Below are 17231 nucleotides of genomic sequence, written 5' to 3'. Positions count from 1 at the left end.
TACATGGTTTGGAAAATATTTAAGCAGCTTTTTTAATTATTAATTATGCCCTACAGGTATAGCCTATTGCTTTTAATGTGCAGTTACGCATTAGCCCAAACCCCTGCTGACTCCCTAAGCAATAACAAAGTTTTGCAGGAAGTGGTTATAAGCAACTATCATGTTAATGACAGCCTTTTGAATACACCCGCTGCAATAGGGTTGCTTTCTCCCTCCGAAATACAGCGCAATAACCTTAGCGATATTGCTCCCGTACTTAACACGCTTCCCGGCATATTTATGCAATCAGGGAGCTTAAATACCAACAGGATAAGCATAAGGGGTATCGGTGCACGCACGCCCTACGGTACAAATAAAATAAGGGCGTTTTATGGCAGCATACCGCTTACATCGGGTGACAGTGAAACCACTATAGAAGATATAGACCTTGAAGCTATCAGTACTATTGAAATTATAAAAGGCCCGCTTTCCAGCCTTTATGGTGCAGGGCTTGGGGGTGCTATAATAATTAACCCGAAGCACAGTGCTGGCCCAGGCAGCCGTGTTGCGGTAAGCAGTACGCACGGCTCTTTCGGTTTAGCGAAGAACACTATAAATTACGGGCTTGAAACCAAAGGCGGCAGCCTTAACCTTAATTACCATAAATTGGAAACCGACGGCTACAGGGAGAACAGTTCCTATAACAGGGAAGGCATAACACTGGCAGGCGATATTTTAAGGAAAGGGAATAATAACCTTACATATTTTGGCAATTATACTTATATGAAAGCCTACATACCAAGCTCTGTAGATAAGTCTGCTTTTGAAAATAACCCGCGTGCCGCTGCCTTTACCTGGAAAGCTGCAAAAGGGTATGAAGAATATGACTCCTATTTAGGTGGGCTTTCCTATAACTGGCAGGCTGCCCGCTGGCTGGAAAATGCCACATCGGTGTTTATAAATGCAAAAGAAAATTATGAGCCCCGCCCGTTTGATATCCTAACCCAGAAGAATATAGCCTACGGTGCACGTACTCAATTTTCGGGAGATTTTAGCACAGGGAGTGTAAAATTTCACTTCATAGCAGGGATGGAATATTTTAAAGATGGCTTTAAAGGCGGTACTTTTGAAAACCTTTATGAGCAAAACAACGGAAAAGGCAGCCTGCAGGGAGAACGGTTAACACAAAATGAACAAAAGCGCAACTTTATTAATGCCTTTAGCCAACTGCGGGTACAACTGTCAAAAAAAATTGAAGTACAGGCAGGTTTAAATTATAATAAAACGCAATTCAGGCTCGACAGCTCTTTTCCTCCTGAAAATGCTTCCTCACAGGATTATGAATATAGAGCCATTTGGCTGCCACAGGCATCATTATTATATAAGTTTAGCCCAATACAAACATTATATGCCTCCGCAAGCCGGGGCTTTTCAATGCCGGCAATAGAAGAAACACTTACTCCCGAAGGCAGAATAAATCCTGACATTAAACCTGAAAGCGGCTATAATTTTGAAATTGGCGGTAAATTTTACCTGCTCAAAAAAACGCTTTATGCAGAATTTGCTGTTTACAACATGCAGATAAACAACCTGCTTGTAGCACAGCGTGTGGACGATGACAGGTATGTTGGTGTAAATGCAGGCCAGACACTGCACCAGGGTATTGAAGCGCTTGTTAAATATTTTTATCCGTTTACAGCAGGATTTTCAGTTCAGCCGTATGCAAGTGCCTCTATAGGTAATTATGAATTTAAGGATTTTATGAATAACGGCAGCGATTATTCCGGCAATGAGCTGACTGGCGTACCCAGAAATAAATTAAATGCAGGCTTACTGGCTGAAAGCAGTACAGGCTTATACTTTTCAGCCGATTACTATTTTACCGACAGCATACCGCTTAATGATGCTAATTCGGCCTATGCAGATTCTTATAACCTGCTTAATATAAAGGCAGGCTACCGCTTTAACCCGTTACCACAGTTAACAGCCCACATTTCAGCAGGGGCAAATAACGTAACCAATACCCATTATGCCTCAATGGTGCTTGTTAATGCTACTGGTTTTGGCGGTGCAGCACCCCGCTATTACTACCCCGGGCAGCCCGTAAATTACTATGGTAATATTTCTGTAAGCTACCTGTTTTAATTTTTGCTATTTTCGTTTTGTGGAAATAAAAAACTCATTTCGCCGTAAAGTAGCGGGCAGTACCGCACACCGCCCCATACGCGATGAGCTTTCGGGCATGGTATTAGCCGATATATCCCTGTTTTCGGATTTGCTTGGCATGGCAACGGATGTTAAGGATAAGGATTACCATAAAGCCTGCTGGATACTTGAACTGGTATTAGAACAGCAAATTGAATGGCTTTTACCCTATCTTGACCATTTCTGCAATTCAATAAGCAGCCTTAAACATGATGGTGCCATACGCTCTTTATCAAAAATCTGTCTTTTTGCCGTACAGCACCAGGAGGAGAGCGACTTTCTAACAAAAGGCCATATACAGCTTATTACAGAAGCCTGTTTTGACTGGTTAATCAACCCGGAGGGCAAGGTCGCTGCAAAAGCGTATGCTATGAGAGCACTTTATTTACTCGGCAAAAAACAGGATTGGATTTACCCTGAACTGAAACATATATTACAACAGGATTTTCAACACCATACCGCGGCTTATAAAGTGGCCGCAAGGGAAGTACTTAAAAGTATAAAGTAAAGGTTTACTCTTTAACTTCTTCCTCTTCATAGCCAAATTTACGCAGTTGCGGTGCACTGAAAAATGTAACTGCCACTACCCCCAAGGTAAGGCAGCCCCCTACCACAACAGCCCTTACGGTGCCAAGCCAGTGCGCCATTACGCCACTTTCAAAATCGCCAAGCTCATTTGAGGAACTAACAAACATAGTATTTACCGAAGCAACTCGTCCCCGCATATTGTCAGGTGTTACAAGCTGTAATATGGTACTCCTTATTACCACACTTACAGCATCGAACATACCTGAAAAAAGCAGCATAAAAAAAGAAAGTATGAAGTTGGTTGATATACCGAAACCAATTATACAGAGTGCAAAGCCTGTTACTGCAGCAAAAAGTTTCCTGCCGGGATGTGTGCGCAATGGCAAAAAAGCAAGGATGCCTAGCGTAAGCAAAGCGCCTATTCCCGGGGCAGCCCTTAAAATACCAAAGCCAACCTCATCTACATGCAGTATTTCCTTTTGATATACCGGAAGCAACGCTATAGCACCGCCAAAGAGTACAGAAAACATATCCAGTAACTGTGCACCTAATAGCGCAGGTGTTTTTACAACAAACTTTATCCCCATGGTAAGGCTTTGCAGTATAGGTTCCTTTTCCTTTTTAAGTATGGGCTTTGTACTTATTGAGAGTATGGGTATAAGTAAAAGCAGCTCTACAGCAACTACTGCAAGCATACCTGCTATAACCCCATCAAAAGCGATAAGTACACCTGCTGCCAAAGGCCCGATAACAGAACCTGTCTGCCATGCCATACTACTCCAGCTTGTAGCATTGGCATAATTTTTACGCGGAACAATAAGCCCGAATAGTGAAAATACCGAAGGCCCCATGAAGGAGCGGATTACCCCACCGCAAAATACCAGGAAATAAATAAGGTATAATGTGGGCTGTAGGCCAAGCGCATTAAAAGAATAAGGTGTGGTAAGTATAAAAAGTGAAGCACCTAGCAATATGTAGGCTATAATACAGGTAAGCACCATTTTACGCTTTTCGGAAAGGTCAACAAAATGGCCTGCAAAAAGCGAACAGCCTATAGCAGGTATAACTTCAGCGAGACCTACAAAACCCAACGCAAGTTTATCATTGGTTATATGGTAAACCCAATAAAAAATAATTGTGATTTGCATGTTGAGCGCAAAAATGAGCCCAAACCGTATGCTTAAAAATGAAAGGAATTCACGGATTTTCAGTACCGGGTTCTTTTTAAAGAAACCGGACCGGCTGTTATTGCCCCCGTCCTGCTCCATACCTGAAAAATTTTGGCAAATATACAACAGTAAGGGGGAAGGGTTTTAAAAAAAGAAAATAATTAACCGCCCTGCATAAGCCTTTCCAGCAGTGTTTTAAGATTTACGGTAGCAAAGCCCGAACTGTGGTCAGAAAGCCCATAGGGTATTACAAGTTCGCCATTATGTATAATAGACCCGCAGGAATATACCACGTTGGGTACATATCCTTCCCGTTCGTCAGGGTTGGGCATAATTAAAGGTTCTTTAAGCCTGCCTATTTCTTTTTCAGGATTATTTATATCCAGCAGGGAAGCCCCTATACTGTAGCGGCGCATAGAGCCTACTGCGTGGGTTATTACCAGCCATCCGTATTCTGTTTCAATTGGCGAGCCGCAGTTTCCAATCTGCACCAGTTCCCATGGGTGCTCAGGCTCCTGTATTTTAATAGGATTTTCCCATTCATTAATGTTGTCGGAATACATCAGGTAATTGTTCCAGCCGTCAATCCGTGAAAGCATGGCATACCGCCCATTTATCTTACGTGGAAAAAGTGCAAGGTTTTTATTGCGCGCACCCTCCCCATGAAGCGGGCTGGTTTTAAATTCGTAAAAGTCGGTGGTTTTTAAAAGTTTGGGCATTATGTGCAATCCATCGTAAGCCGTATATGTGGCATAATATACCACCCTGCCGTTATCCTCTGTAAAGCGTACAAAACGGGCATCTTCAATACCTTTAATCTCAAAGTCCGAAATAGGGAAAATAACCCTGTCGCTTATATCGGTATCCTTTGAAAAGCTTATCCTGCGATAGCTGTCAGACAATGCCAAAATGGAATTATACTGCATTATTGTTTTCCTGTCGGTGGTATTCTTTTTTACTTCCAGTATAAGTGCCTTCAGCTGTTGGTAATCAAAGCGGTCTTCCAGCTTTTCATCCACTATTTTAAGAAACTCATCGTTTATGTCTTCTTCCTGCGCCTTTTTTATAAACTGCCTTTTATGATATACCAGGTTATGTATTTTCTCGGCCTCATCAATATAATTACCTGCCGGTATTACAGTAATATTATTATTCCTGTCAATAATAGCCCTGCGGAAAACAACCGATGAAACATGCCCCTCTCCTACCGCACGAAAACTTAAGATAACACGAAGCTGGCCTTCTTCAAGGTTTGTCTGGTCAGGATCCTGAACCACCGAAGGATTGAAAAACGCCGCCGATTCAATAGAATATTCATGGGTAAAATAGGAACCTATCAGCAGTTTTGTAAATTCATCCAGGGCATTATAGTCAGCACCCAGCTTTTCTATAATCGGCCTCACCCTTTCACAGTGCTGTAAAAGCTTTTTTGTAATACTCCTGTGCCTTTTGGAAAAATCCTGCAGCAAGGGTGATGTTATGGAAAACACCTTTTCCTTATCCATTGCAAGTATTTTCTTTATCAACTCCAGTGCACGTTCTTCCCCATTAAAAAAGAAACGTGCAATAACCCTTTTAGTATCCGGTAATACCTTTACAGGTTTGCGCTCTACTGATAACCTCATCTTTCTATAATTTTCAAACGGCCCTACAACTTTTCTTAATCACAAATTACAACTTAATTTGTAATAATTGACTTTCACAAATGCTAAAATTACGTAAAATTACTACAGGAATTACTCTTGCACCTGCTGGCCGCTTTTATAAATATTGCTTAATTAATAGCAAATTTTTAAGGCTTTAAGTATCTTTGGCACTATAAACAACAACACAAAAATGAATTATTTTTCTTCCGATTTTAAACTTGGAATATTAGGAGGCGGCCAACTGGGAAAAATGCTCCTTACCGAAACCCGGAAATTTGATATACAAACCTATGTTTTAGACCCAAGTGATGAAGCGCCCTGCAAAACAGGCTGCAATAAATTTGTAAAAGGAAGCCTTATGGACTTTGATACTGTCTATAACTTTGGCAGGCAGGCCAATGTGCTAACCTTTGAAATTGAGCATGTAAATGTACAGGCCCTTGAAAAACTGGAAGATGAAGGAATTAAGATTTACCCTTCGCCAAAAACATTAAAACTGATACAAAATAAGGGCACACAAAAAGATTTTTATTCTGAAAACAATATACCTACCGCAGCCTATAAAAGATTTGAAAACGCCCATGATTTAAAACAGGCTGTAGAAAACGGCAGCGTAGTTATACCTTTTGTATGGAAAAGTACAGAAGGCGGCTATGACGGCATGGGAGTAAAAGTTATAAAAAATAAAGAAAGCCTTGATAATTTACCCAATGTACAGTGCATAGCAGAAGCTATGGTTCCGTTTAAAAATGAGCTGGCGGTAATTGTTGCCCGAAACCCGCAAGGAGAAATTAAAACCTATCCGGTGGTGGAAATGGAGTTTCACCCGGAAGCCAACCAGGTTGAATATGTTATTTGCCCAGCACGAATTGATAATAAAGTTGCCGAAAAAGCAAAAACTGTTGCGCTTGAAGTGAGCCGCGCATTTAACCACGTGGGGCTTTTGGCTGTTGAAATGTTCCAGACGGAAGATGACGATATATTGGTAAACGAAGTTGCCCCCAGGCCGCACAACAGCGGGCATTATTCAATAGAAGCAAGTTATACATCGCAATTTGAACAGCATTTAAGGGCAATATTAAACCTGCCTTTGGGTAACACCGGTAGTAAAGCAGCAGGCATAATGGTAAACCTTGTAGGCGCGGAAGGTTTTACAGGCGATGTAGTTTATGAAAATATTGAAAAAATATTAAGCCAACCCGGGGTAACACCACACATATACGGAAAAAGGGAAACAAGGCCTTTCCGTAAAATGGGGCACGTAACAATAGTTAATGAGGATGTTGCCACGGCAAGAAAAATAGCAGAAGAAGTAAAGAATACAATTAAGGTAATCAGTAAATAATTATGAAGGTAGCAGTAATAATGGGCAGTATATCCGATATGCCCGTAATGCAGGAAGCTATAAACATCCTTAAGGATTTTGGCATTGAAACCGAAGTAGATATAGTATCGGCACACCGCACACCGGAAAAACTGTATGAATTCAGCAAAGATGCACATACAAAAGGGATAGCCGTAATAATTGCAGGGGCAGGCGGCGCAGCGCACCTGCCGGGCATGGTTGCCGCTATGTCGCCGCTTCCGGTTATTGGCGTGCCTGTAAAGTCCAGTAATTCTATTGACGGGTGGGACAGCATGCTTTCCATATTGCAAATGCCGGGCGGAGTTCCCGTAGCTACTGTGGCACTAAACGGAGCTAAAAACGCCGGCATACTGGCAGCACAAATACTTGGCAGCCAAAACAAAATAATACAGGCTAAAATAATAGCCTATAAGCTTAGCCTTAAAGACGCAGTGAATAAGGCATCTGCAGAACTGAAAACAAATGAATAATTGTCAATAAAGGCAATATAAACTATGAATGTACTTACACATAAATTTACCACTAAGCACGATACAGCACCTTTCAGCAAAATAAAAAATGAAGACTTCCTGCCTGCATTTACAGAAGGTATTGAAAAAGCAAAAAAGGAAATTGACGATATAGTAAACAATCCGGAAGAACCAACTTTTGAAAATACCATTGCTGCCATGTCCTACAGCGGCGAAATGCTGGAAAGGGTTTCTTCCATTTTTTTTAACCTGCATTCGGCAGAAACAAATGACGAAATACAAAAAATAGCACAGGAAGTTTCGCCAATGCTATCTGAATTTGGGAATGATGTAAGGCTCAACAAAGATTTATTTGAAAGGGTAAAAGCCGTTTATAACAAAAGGGACAGCCTTGAGCTTACAACAGAGCAGAAAACACTTTTGGAAAAAAAATACAAAGGCTTTTCTCGCAACGGGGCCAACCTGCCGGAGGACAAAAAGAACAGGCTGCGCGAAATTGATAAAGAACTTTCCAAACTAAGTTTACAGTTTGGCGAGAATGTACTGGCAGAAACTCACGCTTTCCAACTGCATATTACTGAAGAAAAAGACCTTTCCGGATTACCGGAAGGTACTGTAGAAGCGGCACGTGAGCTTGCCATGAGCCTGGAAAAAGAAGGATGGGTTTTCACCCTTGACTTTCCAAGCTATATGCCTTTTGTAACCTATGCAGACAACAGGGAACTGCGCAAAGAAATGGCAATTGCTTTTGGCGCGAAAGGGTTTAAACGCAATGAGTTTGACAATCAGGAAATAGTATTGCAAATAGTAAAACTGCGCCATGAGCGCGCTAACCTTTTAGGGTATAAATCGCATGCAGATTTTGTACTTGAAGAGCGCATGGCCGAAAGTCCGCAAAAAGTAAAAGAGTTTTTAAATGACCTGTTACTTAAAGCCAAACCTGCCGCGCAAAAAGAGTTTAGTGAATTAACCGCTTTTGCAAAGGAAACGGGCGGGCCGGAAAAACTGGAAAAATGGGATGGTGCTTATTATAGTGAAAAGCTGAAGCAAAAACTTTTTAATCTTGATGATGAAAAGCTGAAGCCTTATTTTAAACTTGACAATGTGCTGAATGGCGCTTTTACCATAGCCGGAAAACTTTACGGATTGCAGTTTAATGAGGTTGAAGATATAGATAAATATCATAAAGATGTAACCACTTATGAAGTTACAGATGAAAACGGAAACTTTATTGCTGTTTTTTATGCTGATTTCTTCCCACGTAAAGGAAAACGTAATGGCGCATGGATGACATCCTATAAACCTCAGTACATCAAAAACGGGATAAACGAAAGGCCGCATGTTTCTATCGTGTGTAATTTTACAAAACCTACCGAAACAAAGCCGTCGCTACTTACTTTTAACGAGGTTACAACGCTGTTTCATGAATTTGGGCATGCGCTGCATGGCATGCTTGCGAATACTACCTATCCCAGCCTGAGTGGCACCAGTGTATATTGGGACTTTGTGGAACTGCCAAGCCAGGTTATGGAAAACTGGTGTTATGAGCCGGAAGCACTGGCACTTTTTGCACGCCATTATAAAACCGGCGAAATGATACCCATGGAATATATTGAAAAAATAAGGGAAAGCGCCAGCTTTATGGAAGGTATGGCAACACTTCGCCAGCTAAGTTTCGGATTGCTTGATATGGGTTGGCACAGCGAAAACCCGCAACACATTAATGATGTTAAAACTTTTGAAATGGAGCAATTTGCACCCACACAGCTTTATCCTGATGTTTCAGAAAACGCGATGAGTACTGCCTTTTCACATATTTTCCAGGGCGGTTATTCCTCAGGGTATTACAGCTATAAATGGGCTGAAGTACTGGATGCAGATGCTTTTGAATATTTTAAGGAAAAAGGCATATTTAATAAAGAAGTTGCAACTAAATTCAGGGATAATATCCTTTCCAAAGGCGGTACCGAACATCCTATGATTTTATACAAACGTTTCAGGGGGCAGGAACCCAAACCGGATGCGTTACTAAAAAGAGCTGGCTTGCTTTAAATTAAATTAACTTTTGAAAGCAGTTTCTTTTAGTGAATTATACTTTTAAGCACCACCAGGCCGTACCATAGTATAGGTATGCTTTCAACCCAAAAAAGAGTATATAATTTGGGACGGTTCGGGGTGGCAAAAACAGTAAACAGTGCTACTGCTATAACCAGTATTATGTTTATTATAAGCTGGTAACCATCTATAACCGATTTAAATAATTCCAGTACATAAAAAGGAATTAAAAGTAAAAGGTTCAGTATTTTGGTATTTTTAACCCCTACTTGCTGCGGTATCGTTTTCAGGTGGGGGTCATCTTCCTTAAGGTCGATTATCTCGAAAATCAATATCAGTACAATTATCAGCAGGAAGCGTTGTGCAAATTTTAAATAAACATCTGTAGATAAGGCAACACCGGCGTCTAATAAAGGCAAAAGGGTTGTAATCCCTGCCCAGCATAATGCCACAATATAAATTTTTATACCACTCCAGTTTCTCAGGCTTTTTGTATTAGGAAAAAACGGAACGGTATAAAGTGCTGTAAAGCCTAAAAACAACACTGCAGTTATTTGCGTAACCTCCCTTAGGAAAAAAAAGCAAAATCCGGCGGCTACCAAGGCAACTGTACTAAGCGCTACTATGAATTTAACTCTTGCGGAAGCAACCTTTTTTACACGAAAAAGCCCGTCGTATTTCATAAAATTATAACTGAACATAGTGCCGCAAAAGGCAAACACAGCTATAGCCCAATCAAAGGGCAGGGCAAACATATGGTTAGTCATCAGCACCAGCGAAAGTACAGATACTGCTACATGTATGCTGCCATATATATAAATATTAAAAAGCTGCTGCAAAAGTTTCATTCAGTAAAAATAATGAATATCACAAAAGTTATTATCAATTGTTGAAACATTCACAAAATACCCCTATGTAACGCATAAAAATTTGAACATAAATAATTACTTTTGTGCCACTAAAAAACAACACCTAGTTAAATATAATGAGAACAGATGCTTTTGCTTTAAGACACATAGGCCCAAGGGAAAACGACCTTCAGCATATGTACAAAACAATTGGTGTAAATGATATGGACCAATTGATATATGAAACCCTGCCGGATGATATCAGGTTAAAGGCCCCGCTTAAGCTTGATGCAGCCATGACAGAGTATGAATATTTAAACCATATTCAGCAACTGGGTAATAAAAATAAACTATACCGTTCATATATAGGTTTGGGTTACCATAATACTATTGTACCTGCACCCATACAAAGGAATATTTTTGAAAACCCGGGCTGGTACACAGCCTATACGCCCTATCAGGCGGAAATAGCACAAGGGAGGCTTGAAGCATTGCTTAATTTCCAGACTACAGTTATTGAACTTACAGGTATGGAAATAGCTAATGCATCTCTGCTTGATGAAGGTACAGCCGCCGCTGAGGCTATGGCATTATTATTTGATGTGCGCACCCGTGACCAAAAAAAGAACAATGTAAATAAGTTTTTTGTAAGCGAGGAGGTAATGCCGCAAACCCTCTCTGTATTGCAGACGCGCTCTACACCTATTGGTGTGGAACTTGTTATAGGAAACCATGAGGAGTTTGATTTTTCTGAAGCATTTTTCGGTGCTTTACTTCAATACCCGGGCAAGCAGGGCCATGTAAATGATTATGCAGGTTTTATTGCTAAAGCAAAAAACAACGAAATAAAAACAGCAGTAGCTGCCGATATATTAAGCCTTGTAGCATTAACTCCGCCAGGCGAAATGGGAGCTGATGTGGTAGTAGGCACAACACAGCGATTTGGTATCCCAATGGGATACGGAGGCCCTCATGCGGCTTATTTTGCCACTAAGGAAGAATACAAGCGCAGTATGCCGGGCAGGATAATAGGAGTTACTATTGATGCCAACGGCAACCGTGCATTGCGCATGGCACTGCAAACACGCGAGCAGCATATTAAGCGTGAAAAAGCAACATCTAATATTTGTACCGCGCAGGTATTGCTTGCGGTTATGGCAGGTATGTATGCCGTATATCATGGCCCAAAAGGATTGCAGTATATTGCTGAAAAAGTACATCGCTCTGCTGCTACCGTAGCCACTGCATTAAAAAATTTAGGGCTTAGCCAGGTAAACAATACTTTTTTTGATACTGTAACTGTAAAAGCAGCAGATGCAGTAAAAGTAAAAACCATTGCAGAGCAAAAGGAAATTAACTTCTATTATATAGATAATAACACCGTTTCTATAGCTTTAAACGAAACAGCTTCTTTACAGGATATTAACGATATTGTTGCTGTATTTGCAGAAGCTGAAGGTAAAACCGCCGAAACTGTTAAAGAACTTTCACAGGCAACTATACCGCAAAACCTGAAAAGGGAAAGCAGTTTCCTGACACACGAAGTTTTTAATAAATACCACAGTGAAACGGCATTAATGCGCTACATTAAAAAACTGGAGCGCCTTGACCTTGCACTTAACCACTCCATGATATCGTTAGGTTCATGCACTATGAAGCTTAACGCCGCTGCCGAAATGCTTCCGCTGAGCCTGCCTGAGTGGAACAGCATCCATCCTTTTGCACCTGTTGAACAGGCTGAAGGCTACCAGGAAATGCTTAAAAAGCTGGAACACCAGCTTAATATAATTACAGGATTTGCAGGCACTACCTTACAACCCAATTCAGGAGCACAGGGCGAATATGCAGGCTTAATGGTAATAAGGGCATATCATGAATCACGTGGTGAAGGCCACAGGAATATCGCGCTTATACCGGCATCTGCACATGGCACCAATCCTGCTACGGCAAATATGGCCGGAATGAATGTAGTGGTTACCAAAACATCTGAAAACGGTAATATTGATGTGGAAGACCTAAGAGCAAAGGCAGAGTTTCATAAAGACAATCTTGCCTGCCTTATGGTTACCTATCCTTCCACCCATGGTGTGTATGAAGCCTCTATTATAGAGATAACCAAAATTATACACGAAAACGGCGGGCAGGTTTATATGGACGGAGCCAATATGAATGCGCAGGTGGGCTTAACAAACCCTGCAACGATTGGTGCTGACGTATGCCACCTTAACCTGCATAAAACTTTTGCTATACCGCATGGCGGCGGCGGCCCGGGTGTTGGCCCTATATGTGTGGCAAGCCATTTGGTACCATTCCTGCCAGGCAACCCGGTAGTAAAAACAGGAGGAGATAAAGCCATTACTGCTATTTCTGCTGCACCCTGGGGCTCAGCTTTGGTATGCCTTATTTCTTATGGTTATATAACCATGCTGGGGGCTGAAGGGCTTACAGAAGCTACAAAATATGCCATCCTGAATGCCAATTATATTAAAGAAAGGCTATCCGGTTATTACGAAACACTTTATACAGGCGAAATGGGACGTGCAGCGCACGAAATGATTTTAGAATGCCGTCCGTTTAAAACTAAAGGTATTGAGGTTACCGATATTGCCAAGCGTTTAATGGATTATGGCTTCCATGCCCCAACAGTTTCTTTCCCTGTGGCAGGCACACTTATGGTTGAGCCAACTGAAAGTGAAAACCTTGAGGAGCTTGACCGTTTTTGCGATGCCATGATAGCCATACGCAAAGAAATTGACGAAGCAAATGCCGATGACAAAAATAATGTGCTGAAAAATGCTCCGCATACTCTGGCTATGCTTACATCTGATTCCTGGGACTTGCCTTATACACGCGAAAAAGCAGCTTTCCCGCTGGATTATTTATACGATAATAAATTCTGGCCGGGTGTGCGCCGCGTTGATGATGCCTATGGCGACCGTAACCTGGTATGCTCCTGCGCACCCATTGAAGCTTACATGGAAAATTAATTATAGCAAAGCTGCCTAAAGGCAGCTTTTTTTATACAATGAAAGATATAGAAAACCGCGCCGACCTTGAAAAACTGTTGTGGGAATTTTACTCACGGCTGTTGAATGACCCTGCCATAAATTACATATTTACGGATGTTGCAAAAATTAACCTTGAAGAACATATGCCTTCATTAACTGATTTTTGGGAGCAAAGTTTACTTTATAAAGGCAGCTACCGTAAAAATGTTATGCAGGTTCATCTTGACCTTAATGGTAAAGAACGTTTAACTGATGAGCATTTTACTATATGGCTTAAGCATTTTAATACCACAGTTGATAATTTATTTAATGGAGCTACTGCCGAACGGGCAAAAACCAGGGCTGAGTCTATTGCCACTGTTATGAAAATAAAATTATTTGCCTCATAAAATTAATTTTCCTGCAACAAATTAAACTGTAAATTAATTTTTCAAAAAAATAATATGCACGCATAACATAATTTACTATTTTATCGTTTTTTATAAGTATCTTTAAATTATAAACAAACAATATGAATATTAAAATAACCGGAACCGGAAGTTATATACCAACACGTGCAATAGCCAATGCAGAATTTGCAAACCACGATTTTCTGGATGAGCAGGGCATACCCCTCATCTATTCAAATGAAGTGGTTGCCGAAAAATTCAGGCAGATAACAGGTATTGAAGAGCGCAGGTATGCAGAGGATAACCTGCTTACCAGTGATATAGCTTTTTTTGCTGCTGAAAAGGCAATTAAGGATGCCGGCATAGACCCAGAAACTCTTGATTATATTATTATGGCCCACAACTTTGGCAATGTAAAGCAGGGAGCCATACAATCGGATATACTGCCAAGCCTGGCAAGCCGTGTAAAACACAGTCTTAAGATTAAAAACCCTAAGTGCGTTGCTTATGATATATTGTTTGGATGCCCCGGCTGGGTTGAGGGTGTTATACAGGCACAGGCTTACATAAAATCGGGCATGGCAAAAAAATGCCTTGTAATAGGGGCCGAAACCCTTTCGCGTGTAATTGACCCGCATGACCGGGACAGTATGATATATTCTGACGGGGCGGGTGCCAGCATAATTGAAGCTACAGATGATGAAGGCGGTATACTTGCGCATGAAACGGCATCATTTACCTATGATGAGGCTTATTTCCTTTTCTTCGGAAATTCTTATAATAAAAATCATGACCCTGACATAAGGTATATAAAAATGTATGGCAGGAAAATTTATGAATTTGCACTAAACCATGTGCCCGATGCCATGAAATCATGCCTTGACGAAAGCGGCGTTGCAATTAATGATGTGAAAAAAATACTGATACACCAGGCCAACGAAAAAATGGATGAGGCAATTATACAACGGTTCTTTAAGCTATACGATAAAACTCCGCCGGAAGGTGTAATGCCCATGAGCATACATAAATTTGGTAACAGCAGCGTAGCTACTATACCTACCTTGTATGACCTGCTGATAAAAGGGCAACTGGAAAACCAGCAAATTAATAAAGGCGATGTGGTGATATTTGCCTCTGTGGGTGCAGGTATGAATATTAATGCTTTTGTTTACCGCGTGTAAGTTTATCTTTTAAACTTATCTATCACTTTATCAATCCAAACGTTTACCTGATAAACAAGCCTTAGCCTATACACTGTTGTTATATTAATGGTAAGGCTTAATCCTGTATTAAAAACTAAATCGGCTAACGGGTTAGTAAAGCCCGGCAGAAAATAGCATAAAACACCTGACAAGGCGAAAACTGCTGCAAGTTTAAAAAACGCAGCATCAAAAGGCAGCAGCCTGAATTTTTTATATATAAATATAAGTTTGGACAGGTTAAAAAGTGTCATGGAAATGAATGAGGCTATTGCTACACCTATAAAACCTAAATCTGTGTGATATATAAACAACAGGTTTAAAGCTATGTTTACCCCCACAAGTGTTAATATGGCAACCATATTAAACTTGTAGTATTTGGAGTAGGTTATAATTTCGGTATTAAAACCTGTTGCCATATTAATCAGCACACTAAACCCCAAAATAAAAATAACGGGTATGCTTCCCTTTAGTTGCTCATAAGTAGGTAAAAGGCGGAATAAATCTTCTACCCCCAGCACCACACAGCTAAAAAAAACTGCCCCAATAAAAAACAGCAGCCGGGCTGTTTCTTTATATTTTACATTAAGGTCAGTAAAATTATCATCCTGTAAATAGCCTGAAATGATTGGGGCATACAAAGCGAACATACCTATGGCGGGAATTTGCAGGGTTGAAGCAAGGTTAACCCCTATATTAAAGGTTCCATTCGCTTCTTCCGAAATAAGGTTAAAAATAAAAATACCATCTATACGAAATGCAAGGAGCGAGCCTATACTCCCGGCAAAAGCATAAAGGCTGTACCTGAAATAATCTTTTCTGGAAATAGAACCGAAAAGCGTTGAAAACCTGTAGTTAAAGCCCGGCTTGTAATGCCGGAAAAGATACATACCCGTAATTAAAAATATAATTATATATGCTAAAGCATACAAAAACAGGGACTGAAAAACACCTAATATTTTTGCAAATAAGGCTATAAACAGTAATGGCAATACAACCTTCGGTATTATTTTTTCAAATAATGTGGGCACTGCAAGCTTTTGCAAATCCTGGGCCTGCTTCCTGAAAAGCTCAATAAAAGCCAGTGAAACAGCTACGGGAAATGCATAGAAAAACAGCATGGAATTTTCATCCTCAGCAAAAGTACCGTAAAGCAATATCCCCGAAAATACAATGATGCTTATTACACTTATGGAAGCCAGGCTGTAGTTAAATAGCTGCCTTTTCTTTTGTTCGTCGAGCGTGGGGTAAAATTTTATAAGCGCATGCGAAGCTCCCAAAACCATTACAGGATATAAAAGCTGGGCTATATTTTCAACATAGCGCACAGTTCCCAGAAAAACCTTATCTTTTGGATAAATAAGCAATGTGGAAACAACACCTATGGCGGTACCAATATAATTAATGATTGAGTACAAAACAACTTGTTTTGCAAAGGATGAATTTTGTACTCTCATTATAAAGCGCGCTTTCTAGCTTTAACCACTTGTCGAGATTTAATAATAAAATCTCCATAATATGTCAATAGCTCACCTACCATATATACTATTTTTCCTATGTTGTAAAATTTGCTGAAATATTTTGGCAATCCAAACACCTCCTTTAAACCTAATAGGTACGCATGTAGAATGTTATGATTAGGGTTTATAAGCGTTGTTAATATTTTATATTTACTTTGGATAAGATCTTTACTGAAGCTACGGATAATTTGACGATCATGCACTATTTCAGCTTCTTTGGTGATTAATATCGTATATCCTTTATATAAAACACGATCACAGTAATTCCTATCCTCCCCATAATGTCCGAACATTGTCTCGAAAAAACCTACTTTTTCAATACATTCTCTACTTAACATCCATGCTGCGGCATTGACAAATTCAGTTGAATACAATTTTTGTTGTGCATCAATAATTAATGAGCGGCTCAAATATGTTTTAAAACTAGTATCCAGTTCACTTTTGGTGGCTGCATAATGGAATGGACTGACAATTCCATTTTTACTACTCATTTTCATTACTTCAATTAAATTGAGGATGGTATCCTCAAATATCCATGCGTCTTGATTAAGAAGAAAGATATAATCTGCTCCTTTATCCAAAGCGGTACGAATCCCTATATTATTAGCTTTTGCAAAACCAAAATTTTTTTTTAATTGAATTAAATCTACTGTGGAATACTTTTTAAGTAATTTTAGAGTATCATCTGTTGAATTATTATCAATGACTATAATTTTTACAGGGTATGAAGAGAGTAATAAAGATTGTATATTTTTATCAATCCAAATACTACCATTATAAGTAACGATTATTATATATACTTCTTTGTATAATAAATGGGGCATGCCTATATTTTTAATTTTTTTTCAT

At 40.0% G+C, this 17231-nt stretch carries 13 protein-coding genes; 8 read left to right on the top strand and 5 right to left on the bottom strand.

Annotation, left to right across the window (positions count from 1 at the left end):
- Nucleotides 1–45: 45 nt before the first annotated feature.
- Nucleotides 46–2124 carry a TonB-dependent receptor gene (locus tag GSF09_RS08400; RefSeq protein WP_159800503.1) on the top strand — a complete coding sequence of 693 codons (2079 nt, stop codon included), beginning with the start codon at nt 46–48 and terminating at the stop codon, nt 2122–2124.
- Between the two features lie 19 nt (nt 2125–2143).
- On the top strand, nt 2144–2692 hold the full coding sequence (locus GSF09_RS08395) for a hypothetical protein (protein WP_236564865.1): 549 nt from the start codon (nt 2144–2146) through the stop codon (nt 2690–2692).
- A gap of 4 nt (nt 2693–2696) precedes the next feature.
- Here the strand turns inward: GSF09_RS08395 and GSF09_RS08390 are convergent, their stop codons facing one another.
- Entirely contained in the window at nt 2697–3980 is a 1284-nt protein-coding gene (locus GSF09_RS08390; protein WP_159800502.1) for an MFS transporter, read from the bottom strand.
- A 62-nt stretch (nt 3981–4042) separates the two neighbouring features.
- Nucleotides 4043–5506 (bottom strand): glycoside hydrolase family 130 protein, encoded by a 1464-nt coding sequence (locus tag GSF09_RS08385; protein WP_159800501.1) that lies wholly within the window; start codon nt 5504–5506, stop codon nt 4043–4045.
- Between the two features lie 211 nt (nt 5507–5717).
- On the opposite strand from GSF09_RS08385, the gene GSF09_RS08380 reads away from it, so the two are divergent.
- From GSF09_RS08380 to GSF09_RS08370, 3 genes are read left to right on the top strand one after another with little or no spacing between them, the layout of a single operon-like run.
- Nucleotides 5718–6872 (top strand): 5-(carboxyamino)imidazole ribonucleotide synthase, encoded by a 1155-nt coding sequence (locus GSF09_RS08380; RefSeq protein WP_159800500.1) that lies wholly within the window; start codon nt 5718–5720, stop codon nt 6870–6872.
- 2 nt (nt 6873–6874) lie between these two features.
- On the top strand, nt 6875–7363 hold the full coding sequence (gene purE / locus GSF09_RS08375; RefSeq protein ID WP_159800499.1) for a 5-(carboxyamino)imidazole ribonucleotide mutase: 489 nt from the start codon (nt 6875–6877) through the stop codon (nt 7361–7363).
- A gap of 24 nt (nt 7364–7387) precedes the next feature.
- Nucleotides 7388–9415, top strand: coding sequence for a M3 family metallopeptidase (locus GSF09_RS08370; protein ID WP_159800498.1), 2028 nt, complete (start codon nt 7388–7390; stop codon nt 9413–9415).
- Nucleotides 9416–9444: 29 nt separating this feature from the next.
- Here the strand turns inward: GSF09_RS08370 and GSF09_RS08365 are convergent, their stop codons facing one another.
- On the bottom strand, nt 9445–10266 hold the full coding sequence (locus GSF09_RS08365) for a hypothetical protein (protein ID WP_159800497.1): 822 nt from the start codon (nt 10264–10266) through the stop codon (nt 9445–9447).
- A 137-nt stretch (nt 10267–10403) separates the two neighbouring features.
- Between GSF09_RS08365 and gcvP the strand changes: the two genes are divergently transcribed.
- The 3 genes from gcvP to GSF09_RS08350 all read left to right on the top strand — a co-directional run bounded on the left by gcvP (nt 10404) and on the right by GSF09_RS08350 (nt 14844).
- Nucleotides 10404–13253, top strand: coding sequence for an aminomethyl-transferring glycine dehydrogenase (gene gcvP / locus GSF09_RS08360; protein WP_159800496.1), 2850 nt, complete (start codon nt 10404–10406; stop codon nt 13251–13253).
- A gap of 38 nt (nt 13254–13291) precedes the next feature.
- Entirely contained in the window at nt 13292–13663 is a 372-nt protein-coding gene (locus GSF09_RS08355) for a group III truncated hemoglobin (protein WP_159800495.1), read from the top strand.
- Between the two features lie 122 nt (nt 13664–13785).
- Entirely contained in the window at nt 13786–14844 is a 1059-nt protein-coding gene (locus GSF09_RS08350; RefSeq protein WP_159800494.1) for a 3-oxoacyl-ACP synthase III family protein, read from the top strand.
- Nucleotides 14845–14846: 2 nt separating this feature from the next.
- Here the strand turns inward: GSF09_RS08350 and GSF09_RS08345 are convergent, their stop codons facing one another.
- Both GSF09_RS08345 and GSF09_RS08340 read right to left on the bottom strand, forming a co-directional pair.
- A complete protein-coding gene (locus GSF09_RS08345) occupies nt 14847–16280 on the bottom strand; it encodes an oligosaccharide flippase family protein (RefSeq protein WP_236564864.1) in 1434 nt (477 codons plus the stop codon).
- Nucleotides 16281–16318: 38 nt separating this feature from the next.
- Nucleotides 16319–17206: a glycosyltransferase family 2 protein gene (locus GSF09_RS08340; protein WP_159800492.1), complete on the bottom strand. Its 888-nt coding sequence runs from the start codon at nt 17204–17206 to the stop codon at nt 16319–16321.
- Nucleotides 17207–17231 lie beyond the last annotated feature (25 nt).

Origin of the sequence: Flavobacterium sp. MK4S-17, from assembly GCF_009848495.1 — a bacterium.
GTDB lineage: Bacteria > Bacteroidota > Bacteroidia > Flavobacteriales > Flavobacteriaceae > Flavobacterium.
Note: the sequence above shows the minus strand (reverse complement) of the source record. Positions and strands in the feature narration are given on the sequence as shown.